Genomic DNA, 17,973 nt, shown 5'->3' with positions numbered 1-17,973 from the left:
TAATTGCGATTGTACGCAAAAATGCTGTCATAGCAAGGCGTTGATACCCATTCCCTCTGGCAGCCAGTCTGTTTGCCGATTTATTGTACGCAGCTGAGCCTGAAGAGCCAGCTGCGCCGGGGGAAGGTGAACTGGCGTCCTGATCCTGGCAGTCGCAGGTTAGCCGCGATGCTTGTTCTTCATGATGCGCGCTTTTTCCCGATCCCATTCGCGGGCCTTGGTATCTTCGCGCTTGTCGTGCTCTTTCTTGCCCTTCACCAGGCCGATCTCGACCTTGACCCAGCACTGTTTCCAGTAGAGGGCGAGGGGAACTATGGTGTAGCCCTGACGGGCAATCAGGCTTTCGAGCTTGTCGAGTTCACGACGGCTCAGCAGCAGTTTGCGGGTGCGGGTCGGGTCACATACCACATGGCTGGAGGCCGCTTGCAGTGGCAGGAAGCTGGAGCCGAACAGGTAGGCCTCGCCATCGCGGAAGATGACATAGGCTTCGCTGATGTTGGCCTTGCCCGCCCGCAGGGATTTGACTTCCCACCCTTGCAGGGACAGACCCGCTTCGATCTTCTCTTCGATGAAGTATTCGTGGCGCGCGGTTCTGTTGAGTGCAATGGTGCTGGACCCGGCTTTGTTTTTACTGTTTTTTTTGCTCATGACGGGCGATTTCCGGCAATGACTAGGAGGCTCGTATTATACGTAGGCAGGGGCGGCTGTAAAACGCGCAGCAGGTCAAGTGGTGGCTTTCTGAGCGGTTTGGCTGAGGTTTTACCTCCACAACCCCAAACATGGTGATAAAATCGCGCCGATTGGATGAGGAAAAGCCATGCCCCGAATTACGCGCAGTGCCCTGGTGATGTTCAGTGCAGAACAGATGTTCAAGTTGGTTAACGATGTGGATGCCTATCCGCAGTTTTTGCCCGGCTGTGTCGGCAGCCGTGTCCACGAGGCTGGCGATGACTACATGATGGCGTCGGTCGATGTGGCCAAGGCGGGGATTGCCAAGACCTTTACCACCCGCAATCAGCTGGATGTGAACCGCCAGATCAGGATGGAACTGGTGGATGGCCCGTTCCGCAAGCTGGCGGGCTGGTGGACCTTTACCCCGCTTGATGTCGACGCCTGCAAGGTGGAGTTTGATCTCGATTTCGAGTTTACCTCCAAGCTTATCGAGGTGGCATTTGGTCAGGTGTTCCGCGATCTGGTGAGCTCCATGGTCTCCGCCTTCTCCAACCGGGCGAAGGAGGTCTACGGTGTCTGACCAGCTCAACATCGAGGTTGTCTATGCCTTGCCGCAGCAGCAGACGGTGATTGCCCTGCGGGTTGCGCCCGAGACCTGCGTGTTGGCGGCCATCGAGCAGTCCGGCATCGTACAAAAACACCCCGAGATCGATCTGGCGGTCAACAAGTTCGGTATCTACAGCCGCCCGGTGAAAGGGAGCGAGCCGCTGCACGACGGCGATCGCATCGAGATCTACCGCCCGCTCATCGCCGATCCCCGCGAGATGCGCAAAAAGCGGGCCGAGAAGGCCAAAGAGGAGGGGAGAGCCGATAGCGTGACCGGGGGCCGCCCCGATGTGCATCGCAAGCTCCGCGAGTAGCGCTCAGGTTTTTCTTGCAGAAAAAAGGCGCCGAGGCGCCTTTTTTTGATCCCGTTAGCCGGTGAGCTTGCCGAGGGGATATCAAGAGAGGGCTGCTTCTGCCACACCCAGTCGTGCACGGGCCCAAGCGGCCAGTAGCTCTACCCCGCTTTGCATCACCCGCTCATCGAAATTGAATTCGTTGTGATGGTGCGGCGCCGCCAGATCGGCCCCCAGAATGAGGTAAGCCGCTTCGCCCCCCTGTTTTTGCACCCGCTCCATCAGAAAACCGGCATCTTCGCTGGCGCCAAAGCGGCGAGTCTGGATAGTGGCGAGCCCCTGCTTGCGGGCCAGCGCCGCCAGCTCGGCTTGCAGTGCCGGGCTGTTGTCGAGGGCAATGGCCTCGCCCTGTTTGATGATGCGGTAGGTGACGCCGTGGGCGAGGGCAGTCCCTTCGACGATGCGCTGTACCTGACTGAACATGTAGTCGTTGAGCGTGCTATCGGCGCCGCGGGTCTCACCGCGCAGCTCGGCATGATCCGGGATGACGTTGCGGCCGCTGCCAGCGTGAAGCTGGCCGACGTTGATGCGGGTCATGCCGTCGCGGTGGCGGGGAATGCCGAGCATGGCGGTGGTGGCCATGCAGGCGGCGGCCAGCGCATTGCTGCCGGCATTGGGCTCGAGCCCTGCATGGGCGGCGGTGCCCATAAAGTGGACGTCGAACTTGGTGGAGCAGAGAAACTCGGTGGGGTTGATCACCAGCTCGCCGCTACCAGCGTGAATACCGATATGGAGCGAAAGCAGGGCATCCACGTCATCGAGTGCGCCACCGGCAGCCAGCGCCTTGCCACCGCGACACCCCTCTTCGGCGGGTTGGAAGAAGAGCTTGATGCGACCGCACAGCTGCTCCTTCATCGCCATCAGGCTGCTGGCCAGCCCCATGCCGATGGCGGTGTGGCCATCGTGAGCGCAGGCGTGCATCCACCCCTTGTTGTGGGAGGCAAAGCCCTCCTGCTGCGGCTGGTGTTGTTCAGCGTCGGACTCTTCCACCTCCACCGCATCGATGTCGAAGCGAAAGGCCAGGGTCGGACCGGGACGGCCGGTATCCAGCTCTCCCATCAGGCCAGTGACATCGCCGATCCGCTCCAGCCAGTCGGGGTGGGCCCCCTGACGGCGGGCACGGGCCTTCTCGGCCGCCACATCCACATCACGGCCCATCATCAGATTGCTGGCAAGCAGTTTGTCGCCGAGCACGATGCGATAACCGAGCTCGCTCAGGTGGTGGGCAATCAGGCTGGTGGTGCGAAACTCTTTCCAGGCGGCTTCCGGCAGGCGGTGCAGGTCGCGGCGCCACAGGATCAGGTGCTCAAGGGTCATCTTGGCTTCCTTGGTGATTCGATTTGTCGGCTATTGTGCCTTTTTTCCCGGCTGACCACACGGGGCCTGCAGCTGGTCGGGGGAGCTGTGAGTGCAAGTGGTTGCAGTGGGGGTCGTGAAAAGTGGCGAGCGCCCATAAAAAACGCCTCCACAAGGGAGGCGTTGTCGATAGCTGGTTATCAGGCTGCGTGATGGTAAGCGGAGGCTTCAAACAGCTTCTTGTTGGCCACCAGATCGATGGGGTCAAAATCATCGACGTTGATGGTGCGCAGGCGACTCACTTCGGCGCGGCGCAGCAGCTCCGCGTCGCTCTGGGTCAGTACGCCAGCAGCCAGACCAATGTCGGCCACCTTGTCCAGCGCCATGAAGGGGCGTTTGATGCCGTCAGCCTTGCAGACTTTCTCGAACAGCGGCTCGGCGGCCAGTACGTCATCGAGCGCCTGCTCCAGCAGGCCGAAGGGGTTGCCCTCTTCGCGAGTCAGGTATTGGCCCTTGGCCAGGCGGCTGCGAGTTTCGCTCGGGGTTTGCAGCAGACGGGCAACCTGTTGATCCAGCTTGTCGCACGGACGGCTCAGGTCGCGACCCAGCGGCAGTACTACGGCACGCAGGGCCAGACCAATCCAGCGGTTCGGGAAGTTGCGCAGCAGCTCGTCGATCGCCTCTTGTGCCTTGAACATGGCATCTTGCAGTGCCCAGTGCAGCAGCGGCAGGTCGGCCTGCTGGCGTCCCTCGTCCTGATAGCGCTTGAGGGCGCTGGAGGCCAGATAGAGCTGGCTCAGCACGTCGCCAAGACGGGCGGAGACCCGCTCCTTGCGTTTGAGCTCGCCACCCAGAGTACCCATCGCCATGTCTGACAGGAACGCTAGGTTGGCCGAGAGGCGGGAGAGCTGCTGGTAGTAGCCCTTGGTCTGATCCTTGTAAGGGGCCGCGGCAAAGCGGGCGCCGGTGATACCGAGCCAGAAGCTGCGTACCAGGTTGCTGATGGCAAAGCCGACGTGGCTGAACACCGCCTTGTCGAAATCCTTCAGCGCCTGCTCCTTGTCGGGGTGGCTGGCGGCCAGCATCTCCGGCAGTACATACGGGTGGCAACGGATAGCGCCCTGACCGTAGATGATCATGCTGCGAGTCAGGATGTTGGCCCCTTCCACCGTAACGGCGATGGGGGCACCCTGATAGCCACGGGCCAGATAGTTGTTGGGGCCCATGCAGATGGCCTTGCCGCCGTGGATGTCCATAGCATCGATGATGCACTTCTGGGCACGGTCGGTGAGGTGGTATTTGACGATGGCGGAGATGACCGACGGCTTCTCGCCAAGGTCGATACCGGTCACGGTCAGGTTGGCTGCGGCGCCCATGATGTAGGCGTTACCGCCGATGCGGGCCAGCGGCTCTTCAATCCCTTCCATCTTGCCGATGGGCAGCTTGAACTGGCGACGGATGCGGCTGTAGGCGCCGCTTGCCAGGGCCAGCATCTTGACGCCACCTGTGCTGTTGGAGGGCAAGGTGATGCCGCGACCGACCGACAGACACTCGACCAGCATGCGCCAGCCCTGACCGGCCATGGCCGGGCCACCGATGATGAAATCGAGCGGGACGAACACATCCTTGCCCTGGGTCGGACCGTTCTGGAACGGCACGTTGAGCGGGAAGTGGCGACGGCCAATGCCGACCCCCTTGATGTGAGTCGGGATCAGCGCACAGGTGATGCCGAGCTCTTCCTCTTCACCCAGCAGGTGTTCCGGATCACGCAGTTTGAAGGCCAGACCCAGCACGGTAGCAATAGGGGCGAGCGTGATGTAGCGCTTGTTCCAGGTGAGGCGCATACCGAGCACCTCTTTCCCTTCCCACTCGCCCTTGCAGACGATACCGAAGTCGGGGATGGAGCCGGCGTCAGAACCCGCCTCCGGGCTGGTCAGGGCGAAGCAGGGGATCTCTTTGCCTACCGCCAGGCGGGGCAGGTAGTAATCCTTCTGCTCGTCAGTGCCATAGTGTTGCAGCAGTTCGCCCGGGCCCAGCGAGTTGGGTACGCCAACGGTGGAGGCGAGCACGGCGCTGGCACCGCACAGCTTTTGCAGGACACAGGACTGGGCGTAGGCCGAGAACTCCAGACCGCCATATTTCTTCTTGATGATCATGGCGAAGAACTTGTTGTCCTTCAGGTATTGCCACACCTCGGGGGAGAGATCCGCGCGCTCGTGGGTCACTTCCCAGTCGCTCACCATGCGGCACACTTCCTCGACCGGGCCATCCATAAAGGCCTGCTCTTCGGCAGAGAGGGTGCTGACCGGGATGGCGTGCAGCTTTTTCCAGTCTGGGTTGCCCGCGAACAGGTCGGCTTCCCACCAAGTTGTGCCCGCTTCAATCGCCTCTTTCTCGGTGCGGGACATTTCCGGCATGATCGATTTGTAGATCTTGAACAGCGGCTTGGTTATTTGATTGCGGCGAAATTCCACCAGATTGAGCGGGATGGCAATCACCGCGAACAGCGCCCATACCAGCAAGGGCACATGCCCATAGATGGTGCCAAGCACCAGGGCGGCGCCGGTGACCAGGGTGGAGATGAACAGGGATGCCCGGCGATAGGCCAGGGCTCCGATAACCAGGATCACCCCGAGCAGAGTGAGGGTCGTCGTCATTGCTTGCTCCTTGCGTGGTTAGGTTGCCAACGTGGCGTAACTGATCCAGAGGTCTGACCTGTTGGATATGGCCCCTGTTGTAATTCATACGCACAAAGTTATCAAGCTGTTTACATCTTCATTACCTTCTCTCTGTGATCCCCATAACGCTCACGCGCCGCCAGCGCTGTGGCTCGCAGGGGGGCGACTGTGCGATTCGCTTGTGCGAGAATAGCCGCGATCTACACGCACACTAAAAACAGTGGAAGAGACATCATGTACCAAGAATTGATCCGCAATGAACTGACCGAAGCTGCCAGCGTGCTGCAGGCCTTCCTGGCTGATGAGCAGAACCTGAAAAACATCGAAGCGGCCGCCAAACTGCTGGCTGACTCTTTCAAAGAAGAGGGCAAGGTGCTCTCTTGTGGCAACGGTGGCTCCCACTGTGACGCCATGCACTTCGCCGAAGAGCTGACCGGTCGTTACCGCGAGAACCGCCCGGGTTATGCCGGTATCGCCATCTCCGATCCGAGCCACCTCTCCTGCGTCTCCAACGACTTTGGCTATGACTATGTCTTCTCCCGCTACGTAGAAGCGGTCGGCCGCCGTGGCGACGTGCTGCTTGGTATCTCCACCAGCGGTAACTCCGGCAACATCCTGAAAGCCATCGAGGCTGCCCGCGCCAAAGGGATGAAAGTGATCGCCCTGACCGGCAAGGATGGCGGCAAGATGGCGGGTCTGGCGGATGTCGAGATCCGCGTGCCGCACTTTGGCTATGCCGACCGTATTCAGGAAGTGCACATCAAGGTGATCCACATCCTGATCCAGCTGGTCGAAAAAGAGATGGCCAAGTAATCAAGCCATCGTCACCAGACAAGGGCAACGCCGGTAGCATGGTTCGCCATCGGCCGGTTGTTGCCAGTCACAGGGGAAGGGATTGCGCCTTCCCCTGCTGTCTGTCGAACCAGCGTGCTGGTCGAACATGACACAAGCCAAATCATGAAAGGAGTCTGCCGGATATGTGCGAACTGCTCGGCATGAGTGCCAATGTGCCGACCGATATCTGCTTCAGCTTTACCGGGTTGATGCTGCGCGGCGGCAAGACCGGGCCCCACAAGGATGGCTGGGGGATCACCTTCTACGAGGGGAAGGGCTTTCGCACCTTCAAGGATCCCGAGCCCAGCGCCCAATCTCCCATCGCCAGACTGGTACAGGCGCTGCCCATCAAGAGCTGCGCCGTGGTCAGCCACATTCGGCAGGCCAACCGTGGCTGTGTGTCACTGGAAAATACCCACCCCTTTACCCGTGAGCTGTGGGGCCGTTACTGGACCTTCGCTCACAACGGTCAGTTGACCGGCTACAAGAAGCTGCCAACCGGCCGCCACCGGCCGGTGGGGGATACCGACAGCGAGCACGCCTTCTGCTGGCTGCTCGATCGGCTGGAGCAAAAATATCCCAAGCGTCCGGCCAACTTTCCCGCCATGTTTCGCTATCTCGCCACCCTGTGTGACGAGCTCAGAGCGTTCGGGGTGTTCAACATGCTGCTCTCGGACGGGGAGTATGTGATGAGCTACTGCAGCAACAATCTGCACTGGCTGACCCGCTGCGCGCCCTTTGGCGAGGCGAGCCTGCTGGATGAGGAGGTGGTGATCGACTTTCAAAGGGAGACCACCCCCAACGATGTGGTCACCCTGATCACCACCCGTCCGCTGACCGGCAATGAGAATTGGGTCAAAATGGCGCCCGGCGAATTCAATCTGTTTCGCATGGGGGAGCTGGTGGCGACCAATCAGGTCGCGTTTGAGCAAGATAAAAAAATACCAGGGTAGATACCTACCCTGGTTCTTCGCAGCAGCCATAAAAGGCAAAAGGGATGAGAGGTGTTGCTGAGCATCATCACTCTGACGGCATTGAGTGTTGATCAATTGTTAATTTGTGGCAATCAAGTTGTTGTCTTGACGGGCGTTTCAGCATCGCTATTTCGATACTGATCACATTTTTTGCCACTTTATTCCCTGAGCCATCCAATCGGGTGCTTCATCACAGCCTGGTCGTGAGCCACGACATCGAAAACTATCTATAGTATGGTCTGTTTGAATACCGTTCTGGAGGAGCCTCGCATGGAGTGGGTGGATCGCAAGGTGTTGCAGCAGCTGGCAGAGGATATCGGTCCGGATATGCTGCCCGTGGTCATCGCAGTCTTTATTGAAGAGGTGGGCGAGCAGCTGAGTCAGCTCAGACCCCTCTATGAACAGGGAGAGTGGGAGGCGCTGGCTCGGGTGGCGCACAGTATGAAATCATCCTGTGGCAGCTATGGCGCCATACCGAGTTATCAGCAGGTGATGGCGCTGGAGATGGCCAGCAAGCAGGCCGATGTGGCCGAGGCAGAGCGCCAGTTGCAACTGCTGGAGGCCTCCTTGCCCCAGGTGCTCGCGTTTCTTGCCGATTATCAGTAACGGCGCCATGCAGGGGGGCCGGGGCGCCGTGACCGTTGCCTAACGCTGGTTGAGCAGTTGCTGGATGGTCCGGTCCAGCGCCAGTTTCAGCTTCAACCGATCGTGCCGATGGGGCAGCTCAAGCTCGCCCAGCTCGGCTTCGATCACTCGCCCTTGCCAGTCCCCCGCATCACCCGCGCCTTGTGGGGCCAGGATGGCATCCAGCCGACCCTGACCGACCCGGGATTCCAGCCAGCGACACTGATTCATCAGATCCAGCTGACTGGCAGGGCCGTTTTCCGCCACCAGATTGCAGACGAAAACCAGCATGGCGCTGCTCTCGTTGATGGCCTGGGCGATCTCGGCCAGCAGCAGTGGTGGCATGATGGAAGTGAGAAAACTGCCCGGCCCCAGAATAATCATGTCCGCCTGCTGCAATGCCAGCACCGCTTCCCGGGTCGCTTGCACTTCCGGCATCAGGCCGAGGGAGAGGGGAGGGGTTGCCAGTTGATCGATGGATACCTCTCCCAGGATCTGGGTGCCACACTCCATATGGGCGCAGAGATCGGTGGGAAATTCAGACATGGGTAGCAATTGTGACTCGATTTTGAGCATGTCACTGATCAGCTTGATAGCATCAAGAGGACGGACACAGAGATTATCGAGCGCCAGCAGCATCAGGTTGCCAAGGTTGTGGCCCGCCAGCTCGCCTTTGCCGGCAAAGCGGTACTCGAACAACAGGCTGCCGATGCTGGGATCGGTCACTAGCTGGTTCAGGCAGTTGCGCAGATCGCCCCAGGCGATGCACTCCTGACTCTTGCGCAGGCGTCCGGTTGAGCCACCATCATCTGTGGTGGCGACGATGCCGGTGAGCCGTTGACCGAGAAACGAGAGGGACGAAAGCACTCGTCCCATGCCGTGGCCACCACCGATGGCAACGACCCGATCGAAGTCATTGATGTTTTTTTGCCACATATGGGCGTCCTGTCATTGGTCTCAGTTGACCGCTATGTTAGCAAGCGAAGCGAGATAATTGTTTGATAAAGGTATGATTTTTGCTTGAGGCTGCCATTCGATAAAACAAGGAGATGGTGTTGAAATTTCTGACCGTTCACTCCCTCGCCCAGAATTCATCGCTGGCGGCCCAAGATATCTGCGCGCAGCTGCGCCACCATGCCGATCAGGCCCCCTCCCTGCTGTTACTCTATTTTACCCAAGCCCATGAGGGGGCGATACTGCGCGACGCGCTCAAACGCCAGTTCCCGACGACCCGCCTGCTAGGGTGCAGCTCTTGCGGTGGTGTCATGACCGAGATGGGACACCACGCCCGAGACGGATATGGGCTGGCCGTTGCTGCTCTGTACGATGAGAAAGGGGCATTCGGGGTAGCCGGTGCCAGCGGTGACGGGGTGGATGTGCGGCAGTTGCTGCGCCGAGCCATGAGCGACTGTGGTCGGCCGGGCGAGCTGCCCCAGTTGATCCTGTTTCATGCCAGTCCCGGCAAGGAGGAGGGGCTGCTGGCCGGTATCGAGGCCGAACTCGGTGCCTCGGTGCCGGTGGTCGGTGGATCCGCGGCTGATAGTAGCGTCAGCGGTGACTGGCAGCTCTGCTGGGATGAGGCGGTGAGTCAGGATGGCGTCGGTCTGGCGGTGCTCTATCCCGATTGCCAGCTGGCTTTTCAGTTTCACTCCGGTTATGTGCCTGCCGAATTCAGTGGTGAGATCACCACCTGCAACGGGCGGGAGGTACTCACCATCGATCACCAACCTGCTGCCGAGGTCTATGCCCGCTGGTGCGGTCGCGAGCAGCCCTGGCCGGTAGGGGCGATTTTGCGGGAGACCACGCTCACCCCGTTGGCTCGTCAGGTGGGAGCACTGGATGGCATTCCTTACTACAAACTCTCCCATCCCGAAGCGGTGACCGAACAGGGCGGGCTGCGGCTCTTTACCGATGTGGTGCAAGGGGAGCGTCTGCTGTTGATGTACAGCAGTCAGGAAGGGTTGTTGCAGCGCAGCCTCAATGCCATGCGCGTCGAGCCAGGGTATGGGGTCGATGTGGAATTGCAGCCTATCGGCGCGCTCATCATCTTTTGTGCTGGTTGCCGTTTGGCGCTAGGTGATATGTTGTGCCAATTTGTCGAGCAGAGCCAGGCTCGCCTCGGCAAGATCCCTTTTATCACCCCCTTTACCTTCGGCGAGCAGGGGCGGCTGCCCAATGGCGAGCTGGCCCACGGCAACCTGATGGTATCGAGCGTGATTTTCCTGACCCGTTGAGTCGGCAGAACATAACAGAGCAGGCAACAAGATGATTGGCAACAGTGAACTGGAAGCCCTCGGCGACAAATTGCAGACCACGCTGGTCGACCTTATGCGGTGCCGCGAGCGCGAGGCCAAGTATCGTCACGAGTCCCAGACCCTGCTGGGTGGGGTTGCCACCCTCGCCGATGCCAAGACGCTGGAGCAGGTGCTGGAGAGCCTTATCCAGGTGCTCAAACCCTTTATCGGCTTTGAGCACGCGGATGTGGTGGCCTGGGAAGGGGAGCTGGGGAGTACCCACCTCAGTACCGAGCCGATGCTATCAGCCCGCAGCTGGCGCATGACCCCGGCATTTGCCCGCGCCATCTCGGGTGAAACCCTGGTGATTTACGATCCCGCCCAACTGCCCGAGCTTGCGCCGCTGGCGAGCGAGCCGGGCTGGGCCAGCGTGATGCTGACCGGGCTGCAGGCCCCCGGTTTTACCGCCACCCTCATCTGCCGCCACGCTCGGGCGGGTACCTTCGATCTCACCAGCAAGGCCGCCATGGAGCGTTGCCGTCCTCTTATCGCCCAGGCGCTGGTCAACATCACCTATCGGGCCCGCTTGCAGGAGCAGGTCGCGGTAAAAACCGAGGCGCTGCAGGCCAGCGAACGCCGTTTTCGCAGCTTCGCCGCCATGGCTTCTGACTGGTTCTGGGAGACAGATGCCGAGCATCGCCTCAGTTACGCCTCTGAGCCGGGTTATCTGGATGAGATGACCCCGCAGGCGACCCGGCCGACCCTCTATGACTATGTCTGCAACAAGCAAAGCTGCGATGCCCAGAAATACCTGCAGCTTTTGGAGCTGCGCCAGCCGGTGCGAGGGGTGCGGATGCAGGTTGCGCTGCAACACGGCCCCTGCTGGATGGAAGTGAGCGCCGAGCCCTGTTTTGACCATGATGGCCAGTTTATCGGTTATCGCGGCACTGCCCGGGATATCAGCAACCAGATCCGTAGGGAAGAGGAGCTGGCGCGGGCACGGGATGAGGCCGAAGCGGCCAACCGTGCCAAGTCCCAGTTTCTGGCCATGATGACCCACGAGATCCGCTCGCCCATGAATGCGGTGTTGGGGATGCTCGATCTGGTGCAGCATGCCGAGCTGGCGCCGGAGCAACAGAGCCTGCTGCGCCATGCCACCCACTCGGCCAGTTTGCTGCAAACCATCATCGACGACGTGCTCGATTTTTCGAAAATTGAGTCGCAAACCCTGGTGTTTCACTGCGAGACCCTGCAACCCGTCCAGCTTTGCCAATCTCTGGTCGAGCCGCTGCAAGCTCGCGCGACCGCCAAGGGGATCGCGCTGGTTTATCGGGTCGATGAGTCGGTCCCCCGGGAGTTGCAGGGGGATCCGATGCGTTTGTCACAGGTGATGGGCAATCTGCTGGACAACGCCCTCAAATTTACCGAACAGGGGCAGGTGACACTGCACCTGGGTTGGCAGGATGAGAAGCTGCTGATCTCGGTCTCCGACACCGGGATCGGTATCGCCGATGCGGATCAGGCGCTCCTGTTTGAGCCCTTCTCCCAGGTCGACAACTCGGCCACCCGGCGTTTTTCCGGTACCGGTCTCGGTCTTGCCATCAGCAAGCGTCTGGTGACGCTTATGGGGGGAGAGATCCACCTGAAGAGCGAGCCGGGCAAGGGAAGCTGTTTCTGGTTCGAACTGCCCGGCATGGCGCTGCCTTGTCATAGCCAGCCGCAGCGGGAGGAGGGGGCTTCGGCACTGCTGCCACTGGATGTGCTGGTGGTGGAGGACAGCCCGGTGAACCAGTTGGTGGTGTCGCTGATGCTGCAAAAACTGGTGGGCAAGGTACGGCTGGCGGCCAATGGTCTGGAGGCGCTGGCGCAGGTGGATGAGCAGCTCCCGGATCTGATCCTGATGGATATGCGGATGCCCCTGATGGACGGGCTGGAAGCGACCCGACGCTTGCGGGAGTTGGGATGCACTATGCCAATCGTTGCCCTGACGGCCAATGCGATGGCGGAGGACAAGGCGTGCTGTCTGGCGCAGGGGATGGATGACTTTCTCGCCAAGCCCATCACCTTGTCACGGTTGAGAGAGTGTTTGCAGCGTCACTTTGGTCAGCGGTTGCCGACGCGCGGATAAAAAAAATGGTCAACTTTGTGGGTTGACCAGTTCTTCAGCAAATACTGAAGAGAGCACGGGATAAATCGGGTTGTATCAATCTATATGAAAAATCTGTGCCAACTTTTTTGGGACTCTTTTGTGTTCGATTTTGGCCGTTTAGCGCAGCGGCTCTCTCTTGTTATGGTGTTTTGCGTTCCTACTTACTCGCAAAATGCGAATTTCACATTTTCATTGTTGGAATAATTGCATTTTGCAACGCTGTTTTTGTCATTGTGAAATCAGGCGATGCAGAAATTTACGGGCCGCTTCGCTGTTTTGTTTGGCAATCAGCATCTGCTTTTCATAAATCGGCATCGGCAATATCTCGAGCCAGCGTTGGCAGAGCCAGGCGGCATCTTCAAAGCGCTTGTCCGGATAGAGCTCATCAAGCTCCGGATACTGCTCGAACACTTCCCGCAGGCGATTGACCAGCAGCTTGTCGTTGAAATCTGAGTGGGTGCTCGGCCAGTTGGGCAGCATCTCCACCTTGGCCCGGCGCAGGCCCATCTCGTCTGTTTCCATCTCGTGGATGCAGAAGCGCTCCAGTCCCAGCACCGTCACACCCAGCAGGCCATCATTGAGGGTGTAGAAGTCAGTCACCTTGACCCGGGTGCCCACCGGCAGAATGCGGCCGGATTGTCCCGAGGTGGTCGACTCTTCCATCACGATGCCAAAGCCCTGATCGTTGATGAATGATTCCTTGAGCATCTGCAGGTGGCGTGGCTCGAACAGACGCAGAGGAAGCTTGCCACCCGGCAGTATGTGGGAAGGCAAGGGGAACAGTGCCAAAGGTTGTAGTTTCATGTTCCATCCTCCATTGAGTAGTTGCTGAATATGACAATGCAGCGACTGTGCCAGAGAATGAAAAAAGCCACCGGAGGGTGGCTTTTCGGGCGGTTGAGGGCGCTTAGTTGCGCTGCTCCAGATACATGACAGCCGCTTCCACGCGGCTTTGCGCCTCGAGTTTCTTCAGCAGGCTCTTCACGTGAACCTTGACCGTTCCCTCGGATATATGGAGCACCGAGGCGACCTGTTTGTTGGAGAGGCCTTTTGCAATTTCGCGCAGGATTTGCATTTCGCGACGCGTTAAGCTTTCCAGCTTCTGCTGCAGGTGATCCAGCTCGTAGATGTTTTCGAGATAGGGGCGCAGCGGTTCGCTCAGGATCTGCTTGCCAGTCATCACGTCGGCCAGCTGGGCCAACAGCAGATCAGGCTCGGTATCCTTGAGCAGGTAGCCGTCGGCACCGGCCTTGAGCAAAGCCACCACATCCTGACGGGCATCGGAGACGGTGAGGATCACCACCCGGGAGGTGATCTCTTCGGCCCGCAGCGCCTTGAGGGTATCGAGGCCGGAGAGCCCCTTCATATTGAGGTCGAGCAGGATCAGGTCCGGCTCGGACTCTTTGGCCAGCGCCACGGCATCTGTGCCGTTGGAGGCTTCACCGGTCACCTCCATGTTCTCTTCCAGAGCCAGCAACTGCACAATCCCTTTGCGCATGAGGGGATGGTCATCTACGACCAGAACTGTGTATTTCATCTCGTCCATCAGGCGTCTCTCGCTAGACTGGTGGGAAAGGTCAGATGCACGCAGGTGCCTTGTGGTTGCTGCTCGTTGATGGTCAGCAGACCGTGCAGTTTGCTGGCGCGCTCGTTCATGATGCTCAACCCGTAATGGTTGATCGCCGAGCTGGCGAGTCCGATCCCGACACCGTCATCTGAAATCTGAACCTCAATGTTACCACTGGCGAGGGTCTCACAGCTAACATCAATCACTTGCGCGTTGGCATGTTTGATGGCATTGAGCACTGCCTCACGGATCAGCTGCAAAATGTGGATATGCTGGCCCGCCTCCAGGTCGTTGTCGGCCAGTCCGTAATGGAACCGGATTTCGGCCTGGGTCTGGGGTTGCAGCTGATCGAGCATGACGCGGATTGCTTCCCCCAGATTGGCATCGCCAATGGTGAGACGGAAGGTGCCGAGCAGTTCGCGCAACTGGGTATAGGCATTGCTAAGCCCCTCGTCGATCTGCTGCATCGCCTCCTGCGCCTTGTCATGTTGCCCCTTGGCGTAAGAGCGCTTGAGCAGGGTGGACTGGATCTTGAGATAAGAGAGGGCCTGCGCCAGCGAGTCGTGCAGCTCCCGGGCGATCACCGCCCGCTCCTCCATCAGCAGCAGTCGCTGCTGTTGCAGCAGGGTCTGGTCTTTGTGCAGCACCTGAGCCAGCAGCATGGTGAAGTTTTTAATCAACCGCTCATCGATGGGGTGTTGGCTGATGATGTCGAGGCGGCCGAACTCCTGCTCATCCATCTGCAGATAGAAGCTGGCCACCGCATCGAGATCGCCGGGCCAGCCGGTTCGCCCCGAGATGTAGACCGGCATGGCGTTGTGCTCGAAGCGGGTCAGCCGGATGTGGTCGATATGCTGGTGGGCGGCAGCCCTGTCCAGCAGCTTGATCAGCGTGCGGGTGCTGAGCGGGGCGGCGTGCAGCTTTTGGGCGGTCGAGTAGAGAAACGAGAGGGTGTCATTGGCCTGCTGCAGCTTGGCGGTTTTCTCCTCCACCTTGTTCTCCAACTCCCGATAGAGTTTGCCCAGCTCATCGGCCATGGTGACGAAGGCGCGCGACAGCTCCCCCAGCTCGTTTTCGCCGTGGGCGGGCAGCTTAAGATCGAAATCCTGCCGCTGGATCTGGCGGGCACAGTAGACCAGCTGGTTGAGGGGGGCGACCACCTGCTGGCGGGTGAAGCGCACCGTAAACCAGGCGATGGTGATGATGGCCAGCAGGCCGAGCCCCTCCGCAAGCGCCAGCATCCGCACCTTGAATTCCACGTGGTACTGCATCTGATTGACGAAATTGTCGATGGCCGCCACAAACTGCTCGGTGTTATCGGTGTACCGTCTGGGGGTGCGATCCTCGATGTGCTGGCGCATCACCTGCCACTGGCCGAGCACCTCACCATAGGTGCGACGCAGGGAGGCAGGAGTGATCCAGCGCTGGGTCTCCTGCAGCTCTTCGGCGTGCAGGGTCTCTTCAAACTGGGAGAGGCGCCCCAGCACGCTGTCGCCCCGCTCGATTTCGTAGGCCATCCGGTAGGCTTGCATCCGCAGCGAACCGGAGAGGTTGATCGCCTTGGCATCGGGTACCGAGTAGAAGAGGGTGACCATGGCGACCAGCGCGATCAGGCTGGCCATAAAGAGGATCAACACCATGGCGCGACCAATGGCACTGCTGACCGAATGGACCCGGAACCGTTTTCCCATACTGATGCGCACCTCTGAATAGTGATAAGGACCCCGCAAGATGCGTGGGAGTGTACTCCAACTTGTGTTAGCATCGAAAAACTAGATGAACTCCGAGCGGTTTTGCCTAAGTCCTAGCGATAGGGGGAAACCAGCCGTCAGCCGACGTTTGAGCTGTAAGGGTCAGGAAAGAAATGCCCTGGCCTCCCGTATTTGGAAAGGTGTTTATGTTGCCACTTGAAGATGGTTTTTCCCGTCGTTTTTACTATTTGCGTCTGTCAGTGACCGATGTGTGCAATTTCCGTTGCACCTATTGCCTGCCTGACGGCTATCGCCCCCCGGAAGGTCACAAAGCGGGGCGTCAACCCTTTCTCTCGATTGACGAGATCCGCCGCGTGGTCAGCGGTTTTGCCGCCATGGGCACCCGCAAGGTGCGCATCACGGGGGGCGAGCCCTCCCTGCGCCGCGATTTCACCGAGATCGTCAAGGTGATTGCCACCACCCCGGGTATCGAGAAGGTCGCCATGACCACCAACGGCTATCGCCTCAAGGAGCGGGCTCAGGAGTGGTTTGATGCCGGACTCAACGCGCTGAATGTCAGTGTCGACAGTCTCGACCCGCGCCAGTTTCACCAGATCACCGGTGAGAACAAGCTGGCCGAGGTGATGGAGGGGATCGAAGCAGCACTGGCCGCCGGTTTCAAATCGGTGAAGATCAATGCGGTGCTGCTCAAGGGGCTCAACGACTACCAGCTTGATGCCTTTCTGGGCTGGATCAGGTACAAGCCCATCGAGCTGCGCTTTATCGAGCTGATGCAGACCGGCGAGATGGATACCCTGTTTCGTGACCACCATGTCAGCGGCGAGCAGATCAAACAGCGCTTGCTGGAGAGCGGCTGGGTGCAGCAGTTGCGGGGCACGGATGACGGTCCGGCGCAGGTCTTTATGCACCCCGATTCGCAAGGTGGGGTGGGGCTCATCATGCCCTACAGCAAGGATTTCTGTGCCGGTTGCAACCGGCTGCGGGTCTCCTCGCTGGGGAAGCTGCATCTGTGCCTGTTTGGCGACAACGGCATCGACCTGCGGGATCTGCTCGGCGCAGATGGGCAATCTGATGAGCTGCAACAGCGCATTCGCGCGGCACTGGCGGGCAAGAGTGCCACCCATCGTCTCCATGAGGGCAATGCCGGCATCACCCCTCATCTCGCCTCGATCGGCGGATAACCGCAAAAAATCGCCAACGATTAAATAGCAATCCTCACATGGAGGTATTTTAACCGATACCTCCTTTTTTATTGCGCTGCAAGGCTTTGATCTGGCGCAAGAATCCCCCCTGTTTATCTCCCTGGTGGTATATCCCTTACCTTGTCAGGGCCGCAATATACACCCACTCTTATAATTGGTATCAAGAATGCCAATCATGGACTCGCCCTGTCCCCTTTTTCACCAGAACAGGAGTCAACATGCCGGATGAGATCGATCTTGCCCGCCGCGGCCTGTTCCGGGGGCGGCTGAGAACTGCCGAACCGCCGGTGCAGTTGCCCTGGTCAGTCAACTGGTCGGCATTTGTCGCCGACTGCACCCGCTGCGGGGACTGTCTGGCGGCCTGTCCGGAGCAGATCCTGGTGAATGGCGAGGGCGGTTTTCCGGTGGTCGATTTCCAGCGTGGCGAATGCACCTTCTGCACCGAGTGCGCCACGGTCTGCAAGGCGCCGCTGTTTCGCCCGACCAGCGAGTCCCCCTGGCACTACAAGGCCCATATCGAAGCCAACTGTCTGGCCAATGGTCAGGTGTTCTGCCAGCGCTGTCAGGACAGCTGTGAGCCCAATGCCATTCGTTTTATTCCGGTGCTGGGGCGTGTGCCCACCCCGACGGTCGAGCCGGACCGCTGTAATGGCTGCGGCGCCTGTGTGCAGGATTGTCCGGTTGGCAGCATCAAGGTCGACGGGCGAGCCGCCCCATCCGGTGGTGCGAGCCAGCCCACCCTCAAGCAGGAGTCAGAATGAGTCAGAAGCCGTGTGACACAGAAGCCACAATGGATCAGGAGTTCCATGTATCGAGTCTGGTGGTGCTGACCCAGCCCCCTTTGCGCCATCAGCTCGCCGAGCAGATTGGCGCCCTGGAAGGGGCCGAGATCCACGCCGTCAGTGACGAGGGCAAGCTGGTCGTGACCCTGGAAGGTCCGAGCCAGCGGCCGATCATGGCGGCCATTGATGCGATACAGGCGATGCCGGGTGTGCTCTCAGCCGCCCTGATTTACCACCAGTTCGATGAACTGGGCGGTCACTGAAAAGAGTGATGGGATGCCGGGCGTGCC

The 17,973-nt window shown here is 59.6% G+C and carries 17 protein-coding genes and 1 riboswitch; of the genes, 10 read left to right on the top strand and 7 right to left on the bottom strand.

Annotation, left to right across the window (positions count from 1 at the left end; translation table 11 throughout):
• Window positions 1-159 precede the first annotated feature (159 nt).
• Window positions 160-648, bottom strand: a complete 489-nt coding sequence (gene smpB, locus AB5Y86_RS05450) for an SsrA-binding protein SmpB (protein ID WP_005334498.1) — start codon at window positions 646-648, stop codon at window positions 160-162.
• Between the two features lie 169 nt (window positions 649-817).
• Here smpB and AB5Y86_RS05445 point away from each other — a divergent pair, with 169 nt between their 5' ends.
• Together AB5Y86_RS05445 and AB5Y86_RS05440 are read left to right on the top strand one after the other, a co-directional pair.
• Entirely contained in the window at window positions 818-1,252 is a 435-nt protein-coding gene (locus AB5Y86_RS05445) for an SRPBCC family protein (protein ID WP_005334496.1), read from the top strand.
• A complete protein-coding gene (locus AB5Y86_RS05440) occupies window positions 1,245-1,592 on the top strand; it encodes an RnfH family protein (RefSeq protein WP_042054648.1) in 348 nt (115 codons plus the stop codon). The genes AB5Y86_RS05445 and AB5Y86_RS05440 overlap by 8 nt, the downstream gene beginning before the upstream one ends.
• Before the next feature lie 81 nt (window positions 1,593-1,673).
• Here the strand turns inward: AB5Y86_RS05440 and AB5Y86_RS05435 are convergent, their stop codons facing one another.
• Complete coding sequence (locus AB5Y86_RS05435; RefSeq protein WP_368192333.1) at window positions 1,674-2,948, bottom strand: amidohydrolase; 1,275 nt, start codon at window positions 2,946-2,948, stop codon at window positions 1,674-1,676.
• 179 nt (window positions 2,949-3,127) lie between these two features.
• Entirely contained in the window at window positions 3,128-5,584 is a 2,457-nt protein-coding gene (fadE, locus tag AB5Y86_RS05430; RefSeq protein WP_368192332.1) for an acyl-CoA dehydrogenase FadE, read from the bottom strand.
• Window positions 5,585-5,839: 255 nt separating this feature from the next.
• On the opposite strand from fadE, the gene lpcA reads away from it, so the two are divergent.
• The 3 genes from lpcA (at window position 5,840) to AB5Y86_RS05415 (ending at window position 8,019) form a co-directional block, all read left to right on the top strand.
• Window positions 5,840-6,418 carry a D-sedoheptulose 7-phosphate isomerase gene (lpcA, locus tag AB5Y86_RS05425; RefSeq protein WP_005334485.1) on the top strand — a complete coding sequence of 193 codons (579 nt, stop codon included), beginning with the start codon at window positions 5,840-5,842 and terminating at the stop codon, window positions 6,416-6,418.
• A 164-nt stretch (window positions 6,419-6,582) separates the two neighbouring features.
• Entirely contained in the window at window positions 6,583-7,392 is an 810-nt protein-coding gene (locus AB5Y86_RS05420) for a class II glutamine amidotransferase (protein WP_368192331.1), read from the top strand.
• A gap of 291 nt (window positions 7,393-7,683) precedes the next feature.
• Entirely contained in the window at window positions 7,684-8,019 is a 336-nt protein-coding gene (locus tag AB5Y86_RS05415; protein WP_019446543.1) for an Hpt domain-containing protein, read from the top strand.
• 39 nt (window positions 8,020-8,058) lie between these two features.
• On the opposite strand, the gene yvcK is transcribed toward AB5Y86_RS05415, so the two are convergent.
• A complete protein-coding gene (gene yvcK / locus AB5Y86_RS05410) occupies window positions 8,059-8,973 on the bottom strand; it encodes a uridine diphosphate-N-acetylglucosamine-binding protein YvcK (RefSeq protein ID WP_368192330.1) in 915 nt (304 codons plus the stop codon).
• A 113-nt stretch (window positions 8,974-9,086) separates the two neighbouring features.
• Here yvcK and AB5Y86_RS05405 point away from each other — a divergent pair, with 113 nt between their 5' ends.
• Both AB5Y86_RS05405 and AB5Y86_RS05400 read left to right on the top strand, forming a co-directional pair.
• Window positions 9,087-10,271: an FIST signal transduction protein gene (locus AB5Y86_RS05405; protein WP_236350476.1), complete on the top strand. Its 1,185-nt coding sequence runs from the start codon at window positions 9,087-9,089 to the stop codon at window positions 10,269-10,271.
• Window positions 10,272-10,302: 31 nt separating this feature from the next.
• Window positions 10,303-12,399 carry an ATP-binding protein gene (locus tag AB5Y86_RS05400; protein WP_368192329.1) on the top strand — a complete coding sequence of 699 codons (2,097 nt, stop codon included), beginning with the start codon at window positions 10,303-10,305 and terminating at the stop codon, window positions 12,397-12,399.
• Between the two features lie 249 nt (window positions 12,400-12,648).
• Here the strand turns inward: AB5Y86_RS05400 and AB5Y86_RS05395 are convergent, their stop codons facing one another.
• The 3 genes from AB5Y86_RS05395 to narQ all read right to left on the bottom strand — a co-directional run bounded on the left by AB5Y86_RS05395 (window position 12,649) and on the right by narQ (window position 15,678).
• On the bottom strand, window positions 12,649-13,224 hold the full coding sequence (locus AB5Y86_RS05395) for an LON peptidase substrate-binding domain-containing protein (RefSeq protein ID WP_005334473.1): 576 nt from the start codon (window positions 13,222-13,224) through the stop codon (window positions 12,649-12,651).
• Window positions 13,225-13,327: 103 nt separating this feature from the next.
• On the bottom strand, window positions 13,328-13,966 hold the full coding sequence (narL, locus tag AB5Y86_RS05390; RefSeq protein ID WP_005334471.1) for a two-component system response regulator NarL: 639 nt from the start codon (window positions 13,964-13,966) through the stop codon (window positions 13,328-13,330).
• On the bottom strand, window positions 13,966-15,678 hold the full coding sequence (gene narQ / locus AB5Y86_RS05385; protein ID WP_005334468.1) for a nitrate/nitrite two-component system sensor histidine kinase NarQ: 1,713 nt from the start codon (window positions 15,676-15,678) through the stop codon (window positions 13,966-13,968). The genes narL and narQ overlap by 1 nt, the downstream gene beginning before the upstream one ends.
• Before the next feature lie 78 nt (window positions 15,679-15,756).
• Window positions 15,757-15,897, top strand: a riboswitch (molybdenum cofactor riboswitch).
• Here narQ and moaA point away from each other — a divergent pair.
• From moaA to AB5Y86_RS05370, 3 genes are all read left to right on the top strand, one after another.
• On the top strand, window positions 15,885-16,880 hold the full coding sequence (gene moaA, locus AB5Y86_RS05380; RefSeq protein WP_040065406.1) for a GTP 3',8-cyclase MoaA: 996 nt from the start codon (window positions 15,885-15,887) through the stop codon (window positions 16,878-16,880). Its footprint overlaps the riboswitch before it by 13 nt.
• 239 nt (window positions 16,881-17,119) lie before the next feature.
• Window positions 17,120-17,662, top strand: a complete 543-nt coding sequence (gene napF, locus AB5Y86_RS05375; protein ID WP_101530466.1) for a ferredoxin-type protein NapF — start codon at window positions 17,120-17,122, stop codon at window positions 17,660-17,662.
• Between the two features lie 29 nt (window positions 17,663-17,691).
• Window positions 17,692-17,946: a chaperone NapD gene (locus AB5Y86_RS05370; protein ID WP_031227438.1), complete on the top strand. Its 255-nt coding sequence runs from the start codon at window positions 17,692-17,694 to the stop codon at window positions 17,944-17,946.
• Window positions 17,947-17,973: the final 27 nt, after the last annotated feature.

The organism is Aeromonas sp. s8 (assembly GCF_040907785.1).
Taxonomy (GTDB): domain Bacteria; phylum Pseudomonadota; class Gammaproteobacteria; order Enterobacterales; family Aeromonadaceae; genus Aeromonas; species Aeromonas veronii.
This window is presented reverse-complemented; position numbering and strand designations above follow the sequence as displayed.

What these genes read in the sequence shown, in the direction of transcription:
- narL (WP_005334471.1), bottom strand. Translation starts at nt 13,966, where the DNA reads ATGGACGAGATGAAATACACAGTTCTGGTCGTAGATGACCATCCCCTC.
- AB5Y86_RS05415 (WP_019446543.1), top strand. Translation starts at nt 7,684, where the DNA reads ATGGAGTGGGTGGATCGCAAGGTGTTGCAGCAGCTGGCAGAGGATATC.
- AB5Y86_RS05370 (WP_031227438.1), top strand. Translation starts at nt 17,692, where the DNA reads ATGGATCAGGAGTTCCATGTATCGAGTCTGGTGGTGCTGACCCAGCCC.
- smpB (WP_005334498.1), bottom strand. Translation starts at nt 648, where the DNA reads ATGAGCAAAAAAAACAGTAAAAACAAAGCCGGGTCCAGCACCATTGCA.
- narQ (WP_005334468.1), bottom strand. Translation starts at nt 15,678, where the DNA reads ATGGGAAAACGGTTCCGGGTCCATTCGGTCAGCAGTGCCATTGGTCGC.
- AB5Y86_RS05405 (WP_236350476.1), top strand. Translation starts at nt 9,087, where the DNA reads ATGGTGTTGAAATTTCTGACCGTTCACTCCCTCGCCCAGAATTCATCG.
- napF (WP_101530466.1), top strand. Translation starts at nt 17,120, where the DNA reads ATGCCGGATGAGATCGATCTTGCCCGCCGCGGCCTGTTCCGGGGGCGG.
- AB5Y86_RS05395 (WP_005334473.1), bottom strand. Translation starts at nt 13,224, where the DNA reads ATGAAACTACAACCTTTGGCACTGTTCCCCTTGCCTTCCCACATACTG.
- moaA (WP_040065406.1), top strand. Translation starts at nt 15,885, where the DNA reads ATGTTGCCACTTGAAGATGGTTTTTCCCGTCGTTTTTACTATTTGCGT.
- fadE (WP_368192332.1), bottom strand. Translation starts at nt 5,584, where the DNA reads ATGACGACGACCCTCACTCTGCTCGGGGTGATCCTGGTTATCGGAGCC.
- AB5Y86_RS05435 (WP_368192333.1), bottom strand. Translation starts at nt 2,948, where the DNA reads ATGACCCTTGAGCACCTGATCCTGTGGCGCCGCGACCTGCACCGCCTG.
- yvcK (WP_368192330.1), bottom strand. Translation starts at nt 8,973, where the DNA reads ATGTGGCAAAAAAACATCAATGACTTCGATCGGGTCGTTGCCATCGGT.
- AB5Y86_RS05445 (WP_005334496.1), top strand. Translation starts at nt 818, where the DNA reads ATGCCCCGAATTACGCGCAGTGCCCTGGTGATGTTCAGTGCAGAACAG.
- AB5Y86_RS05400 (WP_368192329.1), top strand. Translation starts at nt 10,303, where the DNA reads ATGATTGGCAACAGTGAACTGGAAGCCCTCGGCGACAAATTGCAGACC.
- AB5Y86_RS05420 (WP_368192331.1), top strand. Translation starts at nt 6,583, where the DNA reads ATGTGCGAACTGCTCGGCATGAGTGCCAATGTGCCGACCGATATCTGC.
- lpcA (WP_005334485.1), top strand. Translation starts at nt 5,840, where the DNA reads ATGTACCAAGAATTGATCCGCAATGAACTGACCGAAGCTGCCAGCGTG.